Source organism: Streptomyces sp. NEAU-W12, assembly GCF_026242095.1.
In the GTDB taxonomy this organism is placed as follows: domain Bacteria; phylum Actinomycetota; class Actinomycetes; order Streptomycetales; family Streptomycetaceae; genus Streptomyces.
The window spans coordinates 221,962-238,158 of the sequence record NZ_JAPJDM010000009.1 but is presented as its reverse complement, the minus strand read 5'-3'; the positions used below and the strand labels follow the sequence as shown (position 1 = coordinate 238,158).

Sequence of the window (16,197 nt, the reverse complement as noted above, 5' to 3'; positions counted from 1 at the left end):
GGGGGTGGGGGGGTCGCCCCCGCCCCCCCCCCCGGGGGGGGGGCCCCGCCCCCCCCCCCCCCCCCCCCCCCCCCCCACCCCGGGGGGTCGTAAACAAGTCAGTCCGGTGCGTGCCCGGTCGGGAGGGTCAGTGGATGATGCCGGTGCGCAGGGCCACCGCGACCATCCCGGCGCGGTCGCCCGTGCCGAGCTTGCGGGCGATGCGGGCGAGGTGGCTCTTGACGGTCAGCGCGGACAGGCCCATCGAGACGCCGATGGCCTTGTTCGACTGCCCCTCCGCCACCAGCCGCAGCACCTCGACCTCACGGCCGGACAGTTCGCGGTAGCCGCCCGGGTGGCTCGGGGCACCCGGGGGGCGGCGGTGCAGGCGGGCTCCGCCGATGGGGGCGGCACCGGGGCGGGAGGGGAGTCCGAGATTGGTGCGGGTGCCGGTGACGACGTAGCCCTTCACTCCGCCGGCGAGGGCGTTGCGCACGGCGCCGATGTCGTCGGCGGCGGACAGGGCGAGGCCGTTGGGCCAGCCCGCGGCCCGGGTCTCCGAGAGGAGGGTGAGGCCGGAACCGTCCGGCAGGTGGACGTCGGCGACGCAGATGTCGCGGGGGTTGCCGATGCGGGGACGAGCCTCCGCGATGGACGAGGCCTCGATCACGTCGCGCACACCGAGCGCCCACAGATGGCGGGTGACGGTGGAACGGACGCGGGGGTCGGCCACGACCACCATGGCGGTCGGCTTGTTCGGGCGGTAGGCGACCAGGCTTGCGGGCTGCTCGAGGAGAACGGACACCAGGCCTCCTGGGGTGGCGGCGGGACGGGGCCGGCTCGTGGGGGCGAGGCCGGGCTCAACCGTGCTTTCAAGGTCACAGTCGTCTTCGGCAGCAAACCCGGTCTCCTTTAGAGAATGATCACGATCCAGTGAGTAACAATCCGTGCAATTCGGACACGCGGTCGATCATTCGAAGACCGAACGGTTTCGGTCCGCGTCGTAACCCTTCCGAAAGTGGCCGTATCGACAAAGAGATCCCCAAAAAGGTCGTCAAAGGGATTACTGAGGAGAGCGGTGGAGCGGAGGGGGGCGAGCCGGCCCGGTGACCTGCCCGGGGCCGGCTCGGGCACCCGCCCGGGAACGACGAGGAGACCGGTCCGAAGACCGGTCTCCAGAATCGCCGGGAGCCCCACGCGGGGCTCGGCACGGCACGTCGCGGGGGCCGCGGGTGAAGGGTGCGGGATCAGCGTCCGCGGGGGATCCGGCGGCGCGTCGGGCTCAGCGCGACTGCGGGCCCCGCCGCTGAGGCAGCGTCACCACCGACGCGTCCCCCGGAGCGGCCGGCGGCAGCCCGGCGACCTGCGCCAGCAGATCGCACCACGCCACCAGATGCGTGGCCGTGTCCGGCACCCCGCCCTGGCCCTCCCGCGGTGTCCACGAGGCACGGATCTCGATCTGCGAGGCGGCGGGGCGCTCGGACAGCCCGCCGAAGTAGTGCGAACTCGCCCGCGTGACCGTGCCGCTCGGCTCGCCGTACGTCAGCCCGCGCGCCGCGAGCGCACCGGTCAGCCAGGACCAGCACACCTCCGGAAGCAGCGGATCCGCCGCCATCTCCGGCTCCAGCTCCGCGCGCACCAGCGTCACCAGGCGGAAGGTGCCCCGCCAGGCGTCGTGCCCGGCCGGCTCGTGCAGCAGCACCAGCCGGCCGTCGGCCACGTCCTCCTCGCCGTCCACGACCGCCGCCTCCAGCGCGTACGCGTACGGGGCGAGCCGTTTGGGCGCCGGGGTGGTCTCCACTTCGATCTGCGGGCGCAGCCGCGCGCCCCGCAACGCGTCGACGGCGGTCCGGAAGGGCAACGGGGGCGCCGTTCCCCCGAGCCCGAGATCCGCATCGGTGTCCTTCGCTTCGTCCATTCCGCCCGTGCCGTCCGACAGTCGTCCCTGAGCCGCAGCCATGCGGGGAAGGTTAAGCGGAAGCGGGCCCCGGCGCGGGGAGGGACACCCGGGGCGGGCAACGGTGTCCGGATCGTGTCGCACCGGCGTGGCGCGAACGCGGTGCCCGGCGTGGCGCGGGGGGTGGGGACACGGCCCGGCGCGGGTGTGAGGCAGGACGCGGGACACGGCCTGGCGTGAGGTGCGGGAAACGGCCCGGTGCGGGGCGCGGCGCTCGGGCGGCCTGCGGTGCGGGAGTGCCGGCGGGCCGTGGGAGACTGGCCGGGTGAGCGCCAATGTCAGCCCGCGGGGCAAGCAGCCGACCCAGACGTACGACAGTGCCTTCCTCAAGGCGTGCCGGCGTGAGCCGGTGCCGCACACTCCGGTGTGGTTCATGCGGCAGGCGGGCCGCTCACTGCCGGAGTACCGCAAGGTGCGCGAGGGCGTCGCGATGCTCGACTCCTGCATGCGCCCCGACCTCGTCGCCGAGATCACGCTCCAGCCGGTGCGCCGCCACCACGTCGATGCGGCGATCTACTTCAGTGACATCGTCGTCCCGCTCAAGGCGATCGGCGTCGACCTCGACATCAAGCCCGGCATCGGCCCCGTCGTCGAGGAGCCCTTCCGCACCCGCGCCGACCTGGCCCGGCTGCGCGACCTCACCCCCGAGGACGTCTCCTACGTCACCGAGGCGATCGGCCTGCTGACCGCCGAGCTCGGCGCCACCCCGCTGATCGGCTTCGCGGGCGCCCCGTTCACCCTCGCCAGCTACCTCGTCGAGGGCGGCCCGTCCCGCACCTACGAGAACGCCAAGGCGATGATGTACGGCGACCCGGAGCTCTGGGCCGACCTCCTCGACCGCCTCGCGGACATCACCGCCGCCTTCCTCACCGTGCAGATCGAGGCCGGAGCCTCCGCGGTCCAGCTGTTCGACTCCTGGGCCGGCGCGCTCGCCCCGGCCGACTACCGGCGCTCGGTGCTGCCCGCCTCGGCCAAGGTCCTCGACGCGGTGTCCGGCCACGGCGTCCCCCGCATCCACTTCGGTGTCGGCACCGGCGAGCTCCTCGGCCTGATGGGCGAGGCCGGCGCGGACGTCGTCGGCGTCGACTGGCGCGTCCCGCTGGACGAGGCCGCCCGCCGCGTCGGCCCCGGCAAGACGCTCCAGGGCAACCTCGACCCGACCGTGCTGTTCGCCGGCACGGAGGCGGTGGAGGCGAAGACCCGCGAGGTGCTGGCCGCGGCCGAGGGCCTCGAGGGCCACGTCTTCAACCTCGGCCACGGCGTCATGCCGACCACCGACCCGGACGCGCTGACCCGCCTCGTCGACCACGTCCACACCGTCACCGCCCGCTGACCGCGCGGGCCGTTCACCGCGCGGGCCGTTCACCACGGGGACCCGGGGCCGTGCCCGCCTGCCGAGCAGCAGGCCGCGCGGCTCCGGGGCGGGGGAGTACCGGGGCGCAGCGGCCGGGCGACCGGCACGCCGGCCACGGAGCCCACGGCATGTGCCCCGTACGCCACCGCCCCGGCGCCGGTGACGCCCGCACCGGACGAGTACGCCGCCTGCGGCGCGAACCACGGGCCGAGCACGGTCCAGGCGGGCAGCCGCAGCGGCAGGAAGACCAGGAAGGGCACGAGGACCCCGACGCGTGCCCTCGGGCAGGGCACCAGGCAGGCGCCGAGGACGCCCGCGACGGCTCCCGAGGAGCCGGTCACGGGAGTGGCGGAGCCGGTGTTCGTGAGAGCGAACCCGTGGGCGGTCGCATGCCCGCAGACCGGGTGGGACAGCAGGTACCGCACGTGCCCCACGCGGTCCGGGAGGCGGACCACCCGTTGGCGTGGGAGGCAGTCCCGATGGCCGGCTGCGGGCTCAGGAACGGCGGGGCGCGCGGTCGACGTGAACAGCGTCGTCGCGGATGACGTGTACCGGGTGACCGAGCAGGGGCGCTCCGGCACGCACCAGTTGGTGAAGCTGAAGCACCGCAAGGATGGTGGGTTCCGAGCGGCCCCTGTGCCCGTCGACGAACGCTACGAGCGTGTGCGTGGCCGTCCCCGCACGTGTGCCGGGACGCGGATCAGCTCCCGCAGCCCCGCCCGTCGCGGAACCGCGTCCAGACGGTGGTAGAACTCGCCGACGTCGAGCGCCAGCTGGCGGCCGGCGGTCCAGTACGGGATGACCGCGCGCGAGGGCGTCCCGAGCCACACGGCCTGCCCGCCCAGGGGCCGGCTCCTCACGTCCCCCCGCAGCGCGACGCTGCGGCCGACACCGAGGACCTGGAAGTACGCGGACACGTCGTGGACACCACGGTCCAGGGGACCGCCGCCGGCCGCGGTGAGCGGATCGATCCGCATCGTCCCGGCCACCACGGGCCGCCGCCGGCCGCCCCTGCCGTTCTCGAGCCGCACGGCGAGATCCGACGCGGGGAACCAGCCGACGTGCTGTCCGCGGTGGGAGAGCCGGATCTCCCCGTAGGCGGCGGTCAGGTGATCGCCGACCGCCCACTCCCCGGCTCCGGCGATCCCCTCGGTCAGCGCCGGATCGAGCACCAGGCGCCCCCCGCGCTCCAGGAGGGTCACCGCCCTGCCGTCCTGGTGGGCCAGGTACATCCGCACCGGGGCGGTGAGCGCGCCGTCGTGCCAGCGGGGCCGGCCGAGTTCCGCGAGGGGCCTCACCTGGCGGACGCGGCGGGCCAGCAGCGACAGGGCGTCGAGGCGGCCCTCCTCCAGCAGACGGGCCCGCAGCCGCGTCACCGCCGGAAACCCTTCCCGGACGGACGGCGGGAACTCCTCGAGCACCAGCCGCCGTACCGCCTCGAACCGCTCCTGGACCTGACCGTGGCCGCTCAGCACGTAGGGCTCGCTCATGTGGCGGAGGATCTCCACCCGGTAGGTCCGGCGGAGCATCGCGTCCTGCACCGGACCGGGCGGGGTGTGCCCCTTGACGGTCTGCACGACCGTGCGCAGCCAGCCGAAGTACTCGTCGACGACGAGCTGCCTGCTGCTGGTGTTCCCGCCGTCCTCCCGGCGCATCCAGTAGTAGCAGGGGTAGTCGCCCAGGACCGAGACGCACCGCGCCACCGCGTACGCGTGCGCCATGAACACCTGGTCCTCGAGCCGGCACCGGCCCTCCGGGAACCTGACGTCGTTGTCCAGGAGGAAAGCGCGGCGGAACATCTTGTGGGGCGTCAGACTCTCGAACAGCGGGTGGTCGCTCACGGTGCAGCGGTCGACCGTGCGGGCGAAGACATTGCTGGGCCCTGCCATGGTGCCCGCCGGTTTGCCGAGAACGATGTCCGATCCGTTGCGCCTGCCCAGGTCGTAGAGCCGTTCCAGCGCCTCGTGGCCCAGTTCGTCGTCCTGGTCGACGAACTGGACGTACTCGCCCCGGCTCAGCCGCACCCCGACGTTCCTCGGCTTCCCCGGCCAGCCGGAGTTCTCCTGGCGGTGCACCCGCACGTGGGGGTGCAGGGCCGCGAGCCGGTCCAGGCGTTCGGCCGAGTCGTCGGTCGAGCCGTCGTCGACGTACACGACCTCGTAGGCGTCGCGGCCGATGCTCTGCCCGAGCAGGCTCCGCGCGCACTTGTCGATGTAGGAGCCCGCGTTGTGGACGGGGACGACGACGCTGACTTTGAGCACGGGATCCACCCTCGTGTCCGACTGGGGGGCGCGGTGGTCTCGGTGTCCGACGGCGGCGGAACGCCGGTTCCGGCGCCGCCGTCCGTTCCCGGGACGGCCACGGGTGAGAACCACCTGAGCCCACGGGCGAGGAACGTAACACCGCAGACGGAGCCGCACCGCGAACGAGCGGCACATGCACCCGAATGGCGCACCGCACCGCACCGCGCCGGGCGGTGGCACGGGACGGCCCCGCCGGCGGGGGGCAGACCGGCGGGGCCGTCCGTCGTACCGCGCTGGCTCGGTGGACGGAGCGCTCCTCCTGCGGGAACACTCCGCCGACGACGTCCTCGGCGAACGCCTTCGCCGCACGGATGGTCTGCGGGGGAGCGTCGGTTGAACGTCGTCTGGGGGACCGTGCCTCCACTCAGCGGACGGGAAGCAGACGAAGGCGGTAACGGCGCGAAGAGCGACCAGAGTTCGTCAGGAACCAACCGCTGCGACAAACCAACACCCATGGCACGGCATCATGCCGCCTCCACCGCACACCACGTGGACACCCTCTTGGCCTGGCCTCCCCACACGCTGCCGCGCTTCGGAACACCCCCGCGGACGCGGGGGTGTTCCGGCGACGAAGTCCGCGGCGATCAGCGCGTAGGTGACCCACGGGGTGCGCCGTGCCGGATTCACGTCATGAACGGGGATGACCACGTCCTCCGTCCGCCCGCGCGGCCGCCGGTGAACCCGCCGCCCGCTGAACACCGCCGTCCGGCGCTGCGTATCCCTTCCCAACTGCCTGCGGCGCGGGGAAGGGGCCGCGGGGCCGACGTGAGGAACGGACCATGAACGACCGAGTGAACGCTGCGATGCAGGCGCTGCCCGACGGGGAGGCGGAACTCACGCTCGTGGTGCGCCTCTCCTGGGAGGACATCGCCCGGCTCGGCCAGGAGGCGGGGCGGCTCGCCTCCCAGATGCAGCGGCCGGTGACGCTGGACGAGGCGGTGGGCCACCGTCTGCGCTCGGCGCGGGCCACCGCCGCGCACGCGAAGCCGGCGGGGGAGCAACCGCCGGCCGCCGTGAGCGCGGGGGCCACCGGTACGGCCGGTCCCACCGGTACCGGCGGCGCCGGCGCCTCCGTGTCGTCCCTGTCCTCCCTGCCGTCCCGGCCCGCGGCGGACCCTGCGCGGCCTCCGGCGGAGCAGGCGCGTCAGGCGATCGAACGGATCAACGGGACCGCTTAGGGGTCCTTCTCACCGTGCCCGCCCGGGTCGCGCGGCCCGGCACCGCGCCACGCCGCGTTGCCGAAAAGCCCTGGTGGCTCCGTTACGAGGGCTCTCCGGCGCCTTGCGACGCACGGCACCGGACCGCGCGACCCGACCGGACACTCGTAGGGAAAGGACCCCTCAGGGACCTGGTGCGAAAGCGGCGCCTGCCGCGCGACGCCACTTCCGCCACCGGCCCCGGGCGGGAGCGCACGGGAGGACGGCGGTCAGGGCGTGCGCGGCGACGGCCGTCCCGCCGTGGCGCGGATCTTCGCGGTGGCCTTGCGGGCCGCCACCAGGACCGGGTCCCAGACGGGGGAGAACGGCGGGGCGTACCCCAGGTCCAGCATGGTCATCTGCTCCACCGTCATCCCGGCGGTGAGGGCGACCGCCGCGATGTCGACGCGCTTGCCCGCGCCCTCCCGGCCGACGATCTGGACCCCGAGCAGGCGGCCCGTGCGCAGCTCGGCGAGCATCTTCACCGTCATGGGGGAGGCGTTCGGGTAGTAGCCCGCACGGCTGGTCGACTCGATGGTGACCGTCTCGAACCGCAGCCCCGCGCGGTGGGCGTCCTTCTCCCGCAGCCCGGTGCGCGCGATCTCCAGGTCGCAGACCTTGCTGACCGCGGTGGCGACCACGCCCGGGAAGGTGGCGTAGTCGCCGCCGACGTTCGAGCCGATGATCTGGCCGTGCTTGTTGGCGTGCGTGCCGAGCGCGATGTGCCGCTCCTGCCCGGAGACCAGGTCGAGCACCTCCACGCAGTCGCCGCCGGCCCAGACGTTCCTGTACCCGCGGACCCGCATCGACCGGTCGGTGAGCAGCCCGCCGTGCCGGCCCAGCGGCATCCCCGCAGCCCGCGCCAGACCCGTCTCCGGCCGCACCCCGATGCCGAGCACCACCACGTCCGCCGGGTACTCGGCGTCCGCGGTCGTCACGGCCCGCACCCTGCCGTCGTCCCCGGTGAGCAGCCCGGTGACCTCGGCGCCGTTCACCATGGTGATGCCCAGGCCCTCCATCGCCTCGTGCACCAGGCGCCCCATGTCGGGGTCGAGGGTCGCCATGGGCTCCCGGCCGCGGTCGACGACGGTCACCTCGTAGCCGCGGTTGATCAGCGCCTCGGCCATCTCCACGCCGATGTACCCCGCGCCGACGACCACCGCGCGGCGGCCGGTCGTGCGCTCCAGCGCGTCGATCAGGGCCTGGCCGTCGTCCAGGGTCTGCACCCCGTGCACACCGGGGGCGTCCATGCCGGGCAGCTCCGGGCGGATCGGCCGCGCGCCGGTCGCGATCACGAGCTTGTCGTACGACGTCCAGGACTCGGTGCCGGAACCGAGGTCCCGCGCGCGCACCCGGTTGCGGCCGGGGTCGATCTCCGTGACCTCGGTGCCCATCCGCAGGTCGATGTGGCGCGCGCGGTGCTCCTCGGGCGTGCGGGCGATCAGCTCGTCGCGTTCGGTGACGTCGCCGGCCACCCAGTAGGGGATGCCGCAGGCCGAGAAGGACGTGAAGCGCCCGCGCTCGAAGGCCACGATCTCCAGCTCGTCGGGTCCCTTCAACCGGCGCGCCTGCGACGCCGCGGACATTCCCGCGGCGTCGCCGCCGATCACCACCAGGCGTTCCGGTCCCTCCGCGGCCGGGCCCGCGCCGTCGCCCGTACCCGTGTTCGTGCCCGTGCTCGTAGTCGTGGTCATACGGCCACGCTACGGGGGCCGGTCACTTCGTACCGGGCTCCGGGGCCTCCCCCGGGGTCCGGGCCGTCGTGCCCGCGGACGAGGGCCGGGACGCGGGAACGGGCCGGGACGCGGGAACGGGCGGGGAGGCCGGAACGGGCGGGGAGGCGGGGGCCGGCCGTGTACGGCGGGGCAGCCCGGGGCGTACGGCCTTCCGCCACAGCAGCGCGAGCAGGGCCGCCACCACCGCGAACGGCAGCGCCGCGCCGATCGCCACCGCGAGCCAGCGCAGCATGGTCACGAACGCCTCCCAGCCGCCGGCGAGCGCGTCCAGGAACCCGGGGCCGTCGTCCTGTGCGCTCTGCTCCACCCGCCTCTCGGACAGGGTCAGGGTGATGGTGGCCAGGCTCGCGCGGTCCTTCAGGGACGCCTGCCGGGCGAGCAGGGCCTCCAGGTCGGCCTGACGGGTGCTGAGTTCGCCCTCCAGGGTGACCACGTCGCTGAGCCGGGTGGCCCGGTCCATCAGCTCGCGGATCCGGGCCACGCTGGCGCGCTGCGTCCTGATCCGGCTCTCGACGTCGACGACCTGGTCGGTGACGTCCTGCGCCTTCGCGCTGCGTTCGACCAGTTCGCCGGATCCCTCGAGGTCCGCGAGGACCTCGTCGTACTTCTCGGCGGGGACGCGCAGCACCACGCGCGTGAGCTCGTGGCCCTCCGCGTCCTGCCGGGTGTTCTCGTCGCCGACGTAGCCGCCCGCGTTCTCGGTGGTGGTGCGCGCGTCGCCCAGCGCCGCCGGCGCGTCCTTCACCCGCACGGTCAGCGCGGCGGTGCGGATGATGTGGCTCGTGGCGGTGATCCTGTCCGCGGGCGGCGCCGTCGCCCGCGAACCGTCCGCCGAGCTGCCGGCGGCCCCGTCCCGCGCCGCCCCTCCCTCCGCCCCCTCCTCGGCGCCCCCCTGGGCGTCGGCCGGCGCGACGGCGGCCTTGTCGTCGGAGGCACTGGAGTCGCTGCTCGAGCCCGCGCCGCCGCATCCGGCCAGGGCGAGGGCGGCTGCCAGCAGCAGGCCCGGCACGGCGTGTGCCGGCCGTACGGATCGTCGTGTGCGCATGCGGGTCCCCCCGGGGTTCGTGACCGATGACGTTCCTACGACGCCGCAGGGCGGTGGAACGAGGGCGCGAAACGGTCCCGAAGCGGTCACGGCAGGGACTCGGGGCGGAACGACGGAGGGCCGGACGGCCCTGGTGGGACCTCCCGTGGCGTCTGAGAGGGTGGAGCCATGAGCGGATCACACACGGGTGCGGAGCAGCGGGTCGTCGTCGTGGGAGCCGGCATCGCCGGACTGGCCGCCGCGCACCGGCTGCTCGGGCGCGGGGCACGGGTGACCGTGCTGGAGGCCTCGGAGCGGGTCGGCGGCAAGCTGCTGCCCGGCGAGATCGCGGGCGCGCGCGTGGACCTCGGCGCCGAGTCGATGCTGGCCCGCCGCCCGGAGGCGGTGACCCTCGCCCGCGAGGTGGGCCTTTCCGACCGGCTCCAGCCGCCGGCCACCGCGACCGCGTCGCTGTGGACCCGCGGTGCCCTGCGCCCCATGCCCAAGGGGCACGTCATGGGCGTCCCCTCCTCCGCCGACGCCCTGGCCGGGGTGCTCTCCGACGAGGGCCTCGCCCGGATCGGCCAGGACGCCGGGCTGCCCCGCACCGAGGTCGGCGACGACGTCGCCGTGGGCGAGTACGTGGCCGCCCGCCTCGGCCGCGAGGTCGTCGACCGGCTGGTCGAGCCGCTGCTGGGCGGTGTGTACGCGGGTGACGCGTACCGGATCTCGATGCGTTCCGCCGTCCCCCAGCTGTTCCGGGCCGCGCGGACGCACATCTCCCTGACCGAGGGCGTCCGCGACATCCAGGCCAAGGCCGCCGCCGCCACCGACGACCGGCAGACCGGACCGGTGTTCATGGGCATCGAGGGCGGCGTGGGCACCCTCCCGCTCGCCGTCGCCGCGTCGGTACGGGCACGCGGCGGGGAGATCCGTACCGGAGCCCCGGTCACCGAACTGCGCCGGGAGCCGGCCGGCGGCTGGCGGGTCGTCACCGGGGAACGGGAGCTGCGCGCCGACGCCGTCGTCGTCGCCGTCCCCGCCCCGGCCGCCGCCCGGCTGCTGCGCGCCGAGGCGCCCGGCGCCGCCGCCGAGCTGGCCGGCGTCGAGTACGCCTCCATGGCGCTGGTCACGCTCGCCTACCGCCGCGCGGAGACCGACCTGCCCGCGGGCAGCGGATTCCTGGTGCCGCCGGTCGACGGCCGCACCATCAAGGCGTCCACCTTCGCCTCGCGCAAATGGGGCTGGATCGGCCAGGAGAACCCGGACCTCATGGTCCTGCGCACCTCCGTCGGCCGGCACGGCGAGACGGAGATCCTGGACCGCGACGACGCCGGCCTCGTGGAGGTCTCCCGGCACGACCTGCTGGCCGCCACCGGCCTGGACGCCACCCCGGTCGCCACCCGGGTCACCCGCTGGCAGGACGGCCTGCCCCAGTACCCCGTCGGCCACCACGCGCGCGTGGCCCGCGTCCGCGAGCACCTCGCCGCCCTCCCGGGGCTGACCGTGTGCGGCGCGGCCTACGACGGCGTCGGCATCCCCGCGTGCATCGCGAGCGCGTACGAGGCCGCCGACGCCGCCGCCGACCAGATCCACGGTGGGGCCCCGCACGACGCGCGGGACGTCACCGCCACCCGGTGAAGGACCCTCCACGGAGGAGCAGGAGAATAAGGGACATGAGCGACGACGCCACCACCCCCGCACCCGACCGGATCCCGAACAAGGGCAAGCTGGCCAAGGACCTGAACGAGGTCATCCGCTACACCCTGTGGTCCGTCTTCAAGCTGAAGGACGTGCTGCCCGAGGACCGCGCCGGGTACGCCGACGAGGTCCAGGAGCTGTTCGACCGGCTTGCCGCCAAGGACGTCACGGTCCGCGGCACGTACGACGTGTCCGGTCTGCGCGCCGACGCCGACCTGATGATCTGGTGGCACGCCGAGAGCAGCGACCAGCTCCAGGAGGCGTACAACCTCTTCCGCCGCACCAGGCTGGGCCGCGCCCTCGAGCCGGTGTGGTCGAACATGGCGCTGCACCGGCCCGCCGAGTTCAACCGCTCGCACATCCCGGCGTTCCTCGCCGACGAGGAGCCCCGCGCCTACGTGAGCGTGTACCCCTTCGTGCGCTCCTACGACTGGTACCTGCTGCCCGACGAGGACCGCCGCCGCATGCTCGCCGACCACGGCAAGATGGCCCGCGGCTTCCCCGACGTGCGCGCCAACACGGTCCCCTCGTTCTCCCTCGGCGACTACGAGTGGCTCCTCGCCTTCGAGGCCGACGAGCTGTACCGCATCGTCGACCTCATGCGGCACCTGCGCGGCTCCGAGGCCCGGATGCACGTCCGTGAGGAGGTCCCGTTCTACACGGGCCGCCGCAAGGACATCGCGGAACTCGTCGCGGGCCTCGCCTGATCAGGCCGCGGGCCGGGGCTCCGCACGCCGCTCCGGCTCCGCCCGTGGTGCCGGTTCCGGGCGCGGTGCGCAGGACGCGCGCCGCCCCGGGACCCGGCCGGTGAGCAGGTACTCCTCCAGGTGGCCGTTCACGCAGGCGTTGGTCCCGCCCGCGATGCCGTGCGTACCGGCGTCCCGCTCGGTCACCAGCGCCGAACCCGCGAGCCGCCGGTGCAGCTCCAGGGCCCCCTCGTGCGGGGTGGCCGCGTCCCGCTCGGCCGCCAGGACCAGCGTCGGCGGCAGCGCGCCCGTGCCGGCGCGCACGTCCAGCGGCTGCTGCCGGGGCGCCGGCCAGAACGCGCAGGGCAGATTCGTCCACACGTTGTCCCAGGTCCCGAACGGGGCCCGGCGGGCGAGCCGGGTGTTGTCCCGGTCCCACACCGCCCAGTCCGTCGGCCAGGGCGCGTCGTTGCACTCCACGGCGACGTACACCGCGCGCGCGTTCTCCGTCTCCACGGCCGCCTCCGGATGCGCCTGCGCCTGTTCGACCAGCGGCCCGGGGTCGCCCCTCAGATAGGCCGACAGGGCGTGCGCGCGATGCGGCCAGTGGTCGTCGTAGTACCCGGCCTGCAGGAACGCCCCCTGCAACTGGCCCGGCCCCACCGTCCCGCCCGCCGGTTCCTTCGCCAGCCGCGCCCTCGCCGTCTCGTAGCTGCGCTGCACCTCGCGCGGTGTGTCGCCCAGCCCGTACACGTCGTCGTGCCGGGCGACCCACGTCCGGAAGTCCGCCCAGCGGTCCTCGAACGCCGCGGACTGGTCGAGGTTGTTGCGGTACCAGATCTGCGCCGGGTCCGGGTTCACCGCCGAGTCGAACACCATCCGCCTCACGTGCGCCGGGAACATCGTGGCGTACAGCGCCCCGAAGTACGTCCCGTACGACGCCCCCATGAAGGTCAGCCGCGGCTCCCCGAGCGCGGCGCGCAGCACGTCCAGGTCACGGGCGTTGTTCAGGGAGTGGTAGTGCCGCAGCGAGTCGCCGGCCCGCTCCGCGCAGCCGCGCGCGTACGCCTTCGCCCGCGCGACGCGCTCCCGCTTGTACGCCGGGGAGGGGTGTGTCGGCGCCTGCGTGGGGCCCTGGGCGAACGTCTTCGGGTCCTGGCAGGACAGCGGTGCGGAACGGCCCACCCCGCGCGGGGCGTAGCCCACCAGGTCGTACGCCGCCGCGATGCGCTTCCATTCCGGGAGCAGGCCGATGAGCGGGAAGTACGTCCCGTCGGAGCCCGGCCCGCCCGGGTTGTGCACCAGCGCGCCCTGCCGGGGCACGGCGCGCCCGCCGTCCTTCCGCGTGGCGCGGACGCGGCTGACGGTGAGTCGGATCTGCTTGCCGTCCGGGCGGGCGTAGTCGAGCGGGACGGTGACCGTGCCGCACTTGACGGTGCCCGGCAGGTCCCGTGCGTCGGGACACGGGCCGAACGCGATGCCCTCGGCCGCGGCGCGCGCGGCGGCCACCGCGGTGCCGCGCAGCTCGGCCGCGCCCGGGGCGGCGGTGGCGCCACCGGCCGGCGCGACGGCCAGGGTGGTGAGCAGCAAGGACCCGGCGGCCGCGTGGACGACGGCAGTTCTCATCGCGTTCCCTTCGGTGCGCGCCGCTCGCACGGCGTTCGACACCAGGGATGCTTCGTCCGGCGGGCGGGGCAGGGCAAGCACCGCCGGTGGGTGTCGCCGTCAGTGCTCCCGTGCGCCCCCCCGGAACCGGGGCCGTCCCTCGTGCGGTGACGACGGTCCGGGGCGCCGTCCGGACGGCGCCCCGGACCGTGCTCCAGGAGGTGCTCGCGGTGCGTGGAGGCCGCCCGCGGGCCCGGGTCGCCCACCGCGCGGTCGTCGGCTGCATCGGCCGGGCCGGGAGACCGGGCCCCACGACGGGACGGCGAGGGACTCACTGGAATCCGTCCGGGGCGAACAGGCGCGACACCGTGTCCCAGTCGTCCTGACCGAGCCGGAGCGCCGCCGCCTCGGTCACCGCCTCCCACTGGTCCGGTGAGCGAGGTGAGACGATGGGGGCGGTGACCGCGGGGTGCTGCCGCAGCCAGGCCAAAGCCAGCCCGGACACACTGGCCTCACGGTCGCGGCCCAGCTCGCGCAACTCCTCGATCCGTTCGAGGTTCGCCTTGCTGCGAAAGCCCCGGTAGTACACCTGCTCCGTCGCGGCCAAGCGGCTGCCGGGCTGCGGCACGGCACCGTCCAGGTATCGCTCGGAGAGAATCCCCCCGGCCAGCGGGGAGAACGGCGTGAACGCGATGCCCTCGCTCATCAGCAGCGGCAGCACAGTGGTTTCGCCGTGGCGGTCGAGCAGGTTGAAGCGGTTCTGGACGACGGCTGGACGCGTTCGCCCCCGTTCGTCGGCAGCACGGAGGATCGTGCTGAGCGCCTCCAGGCCGACGTTGCACACGCCCCAGGCCGAGATGACGCCTTCGCCCTGGAGGTCGGAAAGGGCCTGTACGGTCTCGGGCCAGGGTGTGCGCGGGTCCGGTGCGTGGGCGAGGAACACGTCCACGCGGCCGAGTCTTTCGACACTCTGGGCACACTGTTGTCGCAGGTACTCGGCCGACAGGTTCGTCGGCGGGGTGCCCCCGTCGTACGTGATCCCGGCCTTCGTCATGATCACGGTGCGTTCGTCGGCGGCATCGCGCACCCAGCGGCCGACGGTGGCCTCGCTGGCGCCGTCGCCGTACGAGTCGGCCGTGTCGATGGTCGTGACGCCGAGCGCGGCTGCCTCACCGAGCCGGTCGCTCCCGTCCTCGGGAGAAAGTCCGAACCCGCGCGTAGCAGGCGAGGAGCCGACGCCACCGATGCCGCCGGCGCCGAAGACGAACGCGCTGACGGACAGCGGCGACGAACCCAGCGGTACCGTGCCGATGGCGGCTGTCACGGTCGCCCGCCCGCAGGGACGGTGTAATTGGCCATGGTGTTCCTTCCGCGGTCCGGCCTCCTCGGCTGACCACCCGTCGGCCGGGTCGACGGGTGCCGTCATGCGACTGCGCGCCCCGATGACCTCACCTGCGGTGAGGAAGGCCTCGGCCGAGGCGTTCACGCCGGGATCGACCTCAGTGACGCGCTGCAGGACGGACCTCGTCGCCTCCTGGGCGGAGAAGGCTCGCGCCCGGACCCCGCGTGCGACGTCGATGGACGACATCTGCCAGCTCTCCATGCCGCTCCTCCCCGAACAGTCCGCCGGAACGCGACCGTACAGCCGCCGACATGCCCTGGCCAGTGCATGTTTGGCAGCCCTAAAGTGCGCCCCATGCAATTGGATCTGAATCTCATGGCAGTGCTGGACGCCCTCCTCGAGGAAGGCAGCGTGGCGGGGGCCGCGGAACGGCTGGGTCTGTCCGCTCCGGCCACGAGCCGCAGCCTCGGCCGGATCCGTCGACTGACCGGGGACCAGATCCTGGTCCGCTCCGGCAGGACGATGACACCGACTCCTTACGCGCTGGAAATCCGGGACGACGTGCACTATCTCGTCGCGCAGTCTCGCGCGGTCCTCGAACCGAAGCGCACACTGGATCTCGGCACCCTGCGGAGGGCTTTCATCATCCGGGGGAACGACGCACTCACCACGGCGATCGCCCCTCATCTCCTCGCCGCGATCCAGCAGGCCGGCCCCGGTCTGTCCGTGCGGCTGCTCGCGGAGGCCGACATCGACACGAACGACTTGCGGCACGGCAGGGTCGACCTGGAGATCAGCTCGACCATGCCGGCCCTGCCGGAGATCAACCACGAAACGCTCGGCGACGACCGGCTCGTAGTCGCGTTCCGCCCCGACCACCCCTGCGCGGGAAGCCTGTTGACCGCTGAGCGCTTCGCTGCAGCCGACCACGTCATCGTCTCCCGTCGCGGCCGAACCGAGGACCCGATCGACGTCGCCCTGAAGAACCTCGGTCTGCGCCGCAGAGTTGTGGCGTCCGCCCCGACCAGCACTGCGGCACTGCACATCGTCAGTCAGAGCCAGCTGTTCGTCGTGGTGTCCGAGCAGGTCTGCCGGCCGACGCTCGACGCCTGCGGACTCCGCACCAGTGCGCCACCGTTCGACCTCGCGCCCGTGCCGGTGACCCTGGCCTGGCACCAGCGCTACGACAACGACAAGGCCCACGCCTGGCTCCGGGCTCAGGTGCGTGACGCTTTCGCCGCCTTCGGCGGGCGCCGGCCTCCGGCAGACGCCGACGCGGCCGGAGCGAGGCGGCCGACCGCGGAATAGCGGGAC

General features: G+C 74.0%; 12 protein-coding genes and 2 pseudogenes. 5 read left to right on the top strand and 9 right to left on the bottom strand.

What is annotated here, in order from left to right; translation table 11 throughout:
* Positions 1-127: 127 nt before the first annotated feature.
* Positions 128-784: a response regulator transcription factor gene (locus tag ORI94_RS13865; RefSeq protein WP_266075002.1), complete on the bottom strand. Its 657-nt coding sequence runs from the start codon at positions 782-784 to the stop codon at positions 128-130.
* A gap of 477 nt (positions 785-1,261) precedes the next feature.
* A complete protein-coding gene (locus ORI94_RS13860; protein WP_079139401.1) occupies positions 1,262-1,939 on the bottom strand; it encodes a DUF3000 domain-containing protein in 678 nt (225 codons plus the stop codon).
* Positions 1,940-2,201: 262 nt separating this feature from the next.
* Between ORI94_RS13860 and hemE the strand changes: the two genes are divergently transcribed.
* On the top strand, positions 2,202-3,269 hold the full coding sequence (hemE, locus tag ORI94_RS13855; protein WP_266074998.1) for a uroporphyrinogen decarboxylase: 1,068 nt from the start codon (positions 2,202-2,204) through the stop codon (positions 3,267-3,269).
* A 45-nt stretch (positions 3,270-3,314) separates the two neighbouring features.
* Here the strand turns inward: hemE and ORI94_RS13850 are convergent.
* The 3 genes and pseudogenes from ORI94_RS13850 to ORI94_RS35520 all read right to left on the bottom strand — a co-directional run.
* Positions 3,315-3,736: pseudogene (locus tag ORI94_RS13850) on the bottom strand (rhomboid family intramembrane serine protease); the annotation flags it as partial.
* 207 nt (positions 3,737-3,943) lie between these two features.
* The gene (locus tag ORI94_RS13845) at positions 3,944-5,551 is read right to left on the bottom strand and encodes a glycosyltransferase family A protein (RefSeq protein ID WP_266074997.1); all 1,608 of its coding nucleotides are present in this window, start codon (positions 5,549-5,551) and stop codon (positions 3,944-3,946) included.
* Between the two features lie 615 nt (positions 5,552-6,166).
* Positions 6,167-6,292 (bottom strand): annotated as a pseudogene (locus tag ORI94_RS35520) (rhomboid family intramembrane serine protease); the annotation flags it as partial.
* A gap of 80 nt (positions 6,293-6,372) precedes the next feature.
* Between ORI94_RS35520 and ORI94_RS13840 the strand changes: the two are divergent.
* Positions 6,373-6,771: a hypothetical protein gene (locus tag ORI94_RS13840; protein WP_266074995.1), complete on the top strand. Its 399-nt coding sequence runs from the start codon at positions 6,373-6,375 to the stop codon at positions 6,769-6,771.
* 248 nt (positions 6,772-7,019) lie between these two features.
* On the opposite strand, the gene ORI94_RS13835 is transcribed toward ORI94_RS13840, so the two are convergent.
* The gene (locus ORI94_RS13835) at positions 7,020-8,483 is read right to left on the bottom strand and encodes an FAD-dependent oxidoreductase (protein WP_266074993.1); all 1,464 of its coding nucleotides are present in this window, start codon (positions 8,481-8,483) and stop codon (positions 7,020-7,022) included.
* A gap of 22 nt (positions 8,484-8,505) precedes the next feature.
* Entirely contained in the window at positions 8,506-9,570 is a 1,065-nt protein-coding gene (locus ORI94_RS13830) for a DUF4349 domain-containing protein (protein WP_266074988.1), read from the bottom strand.
* A 168-nt stretch (positions 9,571-9,738) separates the two neighbouring features.
* Here ORI94_RS13830 and hemG point away from each other — a divergent pair, with 168 nt between their 5' ends.
* Entirely contained in the window at positions 9,739-11,190 is a 1,452-nt protein-coding gene (hemG, locus tag ORI94_RS13825; RefSeq protein WP_266074986.1) for a protoporphyrinogen oxidase, read from the top strand.
* Between the two features lie 35 nt (positions 11,191-11,225).
* On the top strand, positions 11,226-11,957 hold the full coding sequence (hemQ, locus tag ORI94_RS13820; RefSeq protein ID WP_266074984.1) for a hydrogen peroxide-dependent heme synthase: 732 nt from the start codon (positions 11,226-11,228) through the stop codon (positions 11,955-11,957).
* Here the strand turns inward: hemQ and ORI94_RS13815 are convergent, their stop codons facing one another.
* Positions 11,958-13,562: an alpha/beta hydrolase gene (locus ORI94_RS13815; RefSeq protein ID WP_266074982.1), complete on the bottom strand. Its 1,605-nt coding sequence runs from the start codon at positions 13,560-13,562 to the stop codon at positions 11,958-11,960.
* 310 nt (positions 13,563-13,872) lie between these two features.
* A complete protein-coding gene (locus tag ORI94_RS13810) occupies positions 13,873-15,144 on the bottom strand; it encodes an aldo/keto reductase (protein WP_266074981.1) in 1,272 nt (423 codons plus the stop codon).
* Positions 15,145-15,237: 93 nt separating this feature from the next.
* Here ORI94_RS13810 and ORI94_RS13805 point away from each other — a divergent pair, with 93 nt between their 5' ends.
* Positions 15,238-16,191 (top strand): LysR family transcriptional regulator, encoded by a 954-nt coding sequence (locus tag ORI94_RS13805; protein WP_266074980.1) that lies wholly within the window; start codon positions 15,238-15,240, stop codon positions 16,189-16,191.
* Positions 16,192-16,197 lie beyond the last annotated feature (6 nt).

Coding starts and splice junctions, on each gene's coding strand:
- ORI94_RS13810 (WP_266074981.1), bottom strand. CDS start 15,144: ATGGAGAGCTGGCAGATGTCGTCCATCGACGTCGCACGCGGGGTCCGG.
- ORI94_RS13830 (WP_266074988.1), bottom strand. CDS start 9,570: ATGCGCACACGACGATCCGTACGGCCGGCACACGCCGTGCCGGGCCTG.
- ORI94_RS13835 (WP_266074993.1), bottom strand. CDS start 8,483: ATGACCACGACTACGAGCACGGGCACGAACACGGGTACGGGCGACGGC.
- ORI94_RS13840 (WP_266074995.1), top strand. CDS start 6,373: ATGAACGACCGAGTGAACGCTGCGATGCAGGCGCTGCCCGACGGGGAG.
- hemG (WP_266074986.1), top strand. CDS start 9,739: ATGAGCGGATCACACACGGGTGCGGAGCAGCGGGTCGTCGTCGTGGGA.
- hemQ (WP_266074984.1), top strand. CDS start 11,226: ATGAGCGACGACGCCACCACCCCCGCACCCGACCGGATCCCGAACAAG.
- ORI94_RS13815 (WP_266074982.1), bottom strand. CDS start 13,562: ATGAGAACTGCCGTCGTCCACGCGGCCGCCGGGTCCTTGCTGCTCACC.
- ORI94_RS13805 (WP_266074980.1), top strand. CDS start 15,238: ATGCAATTGGATCTGAATCTCATGGCAGTGCTGGACGCCCTCCTCGAG.
- ORI94_RS13860 (WP_079139401.1), bottom strand. CDS start 1,939: ATGGCTGCGGCTCAGGGACGACTGTCGGACGGCACGGGCGGAATGGAC.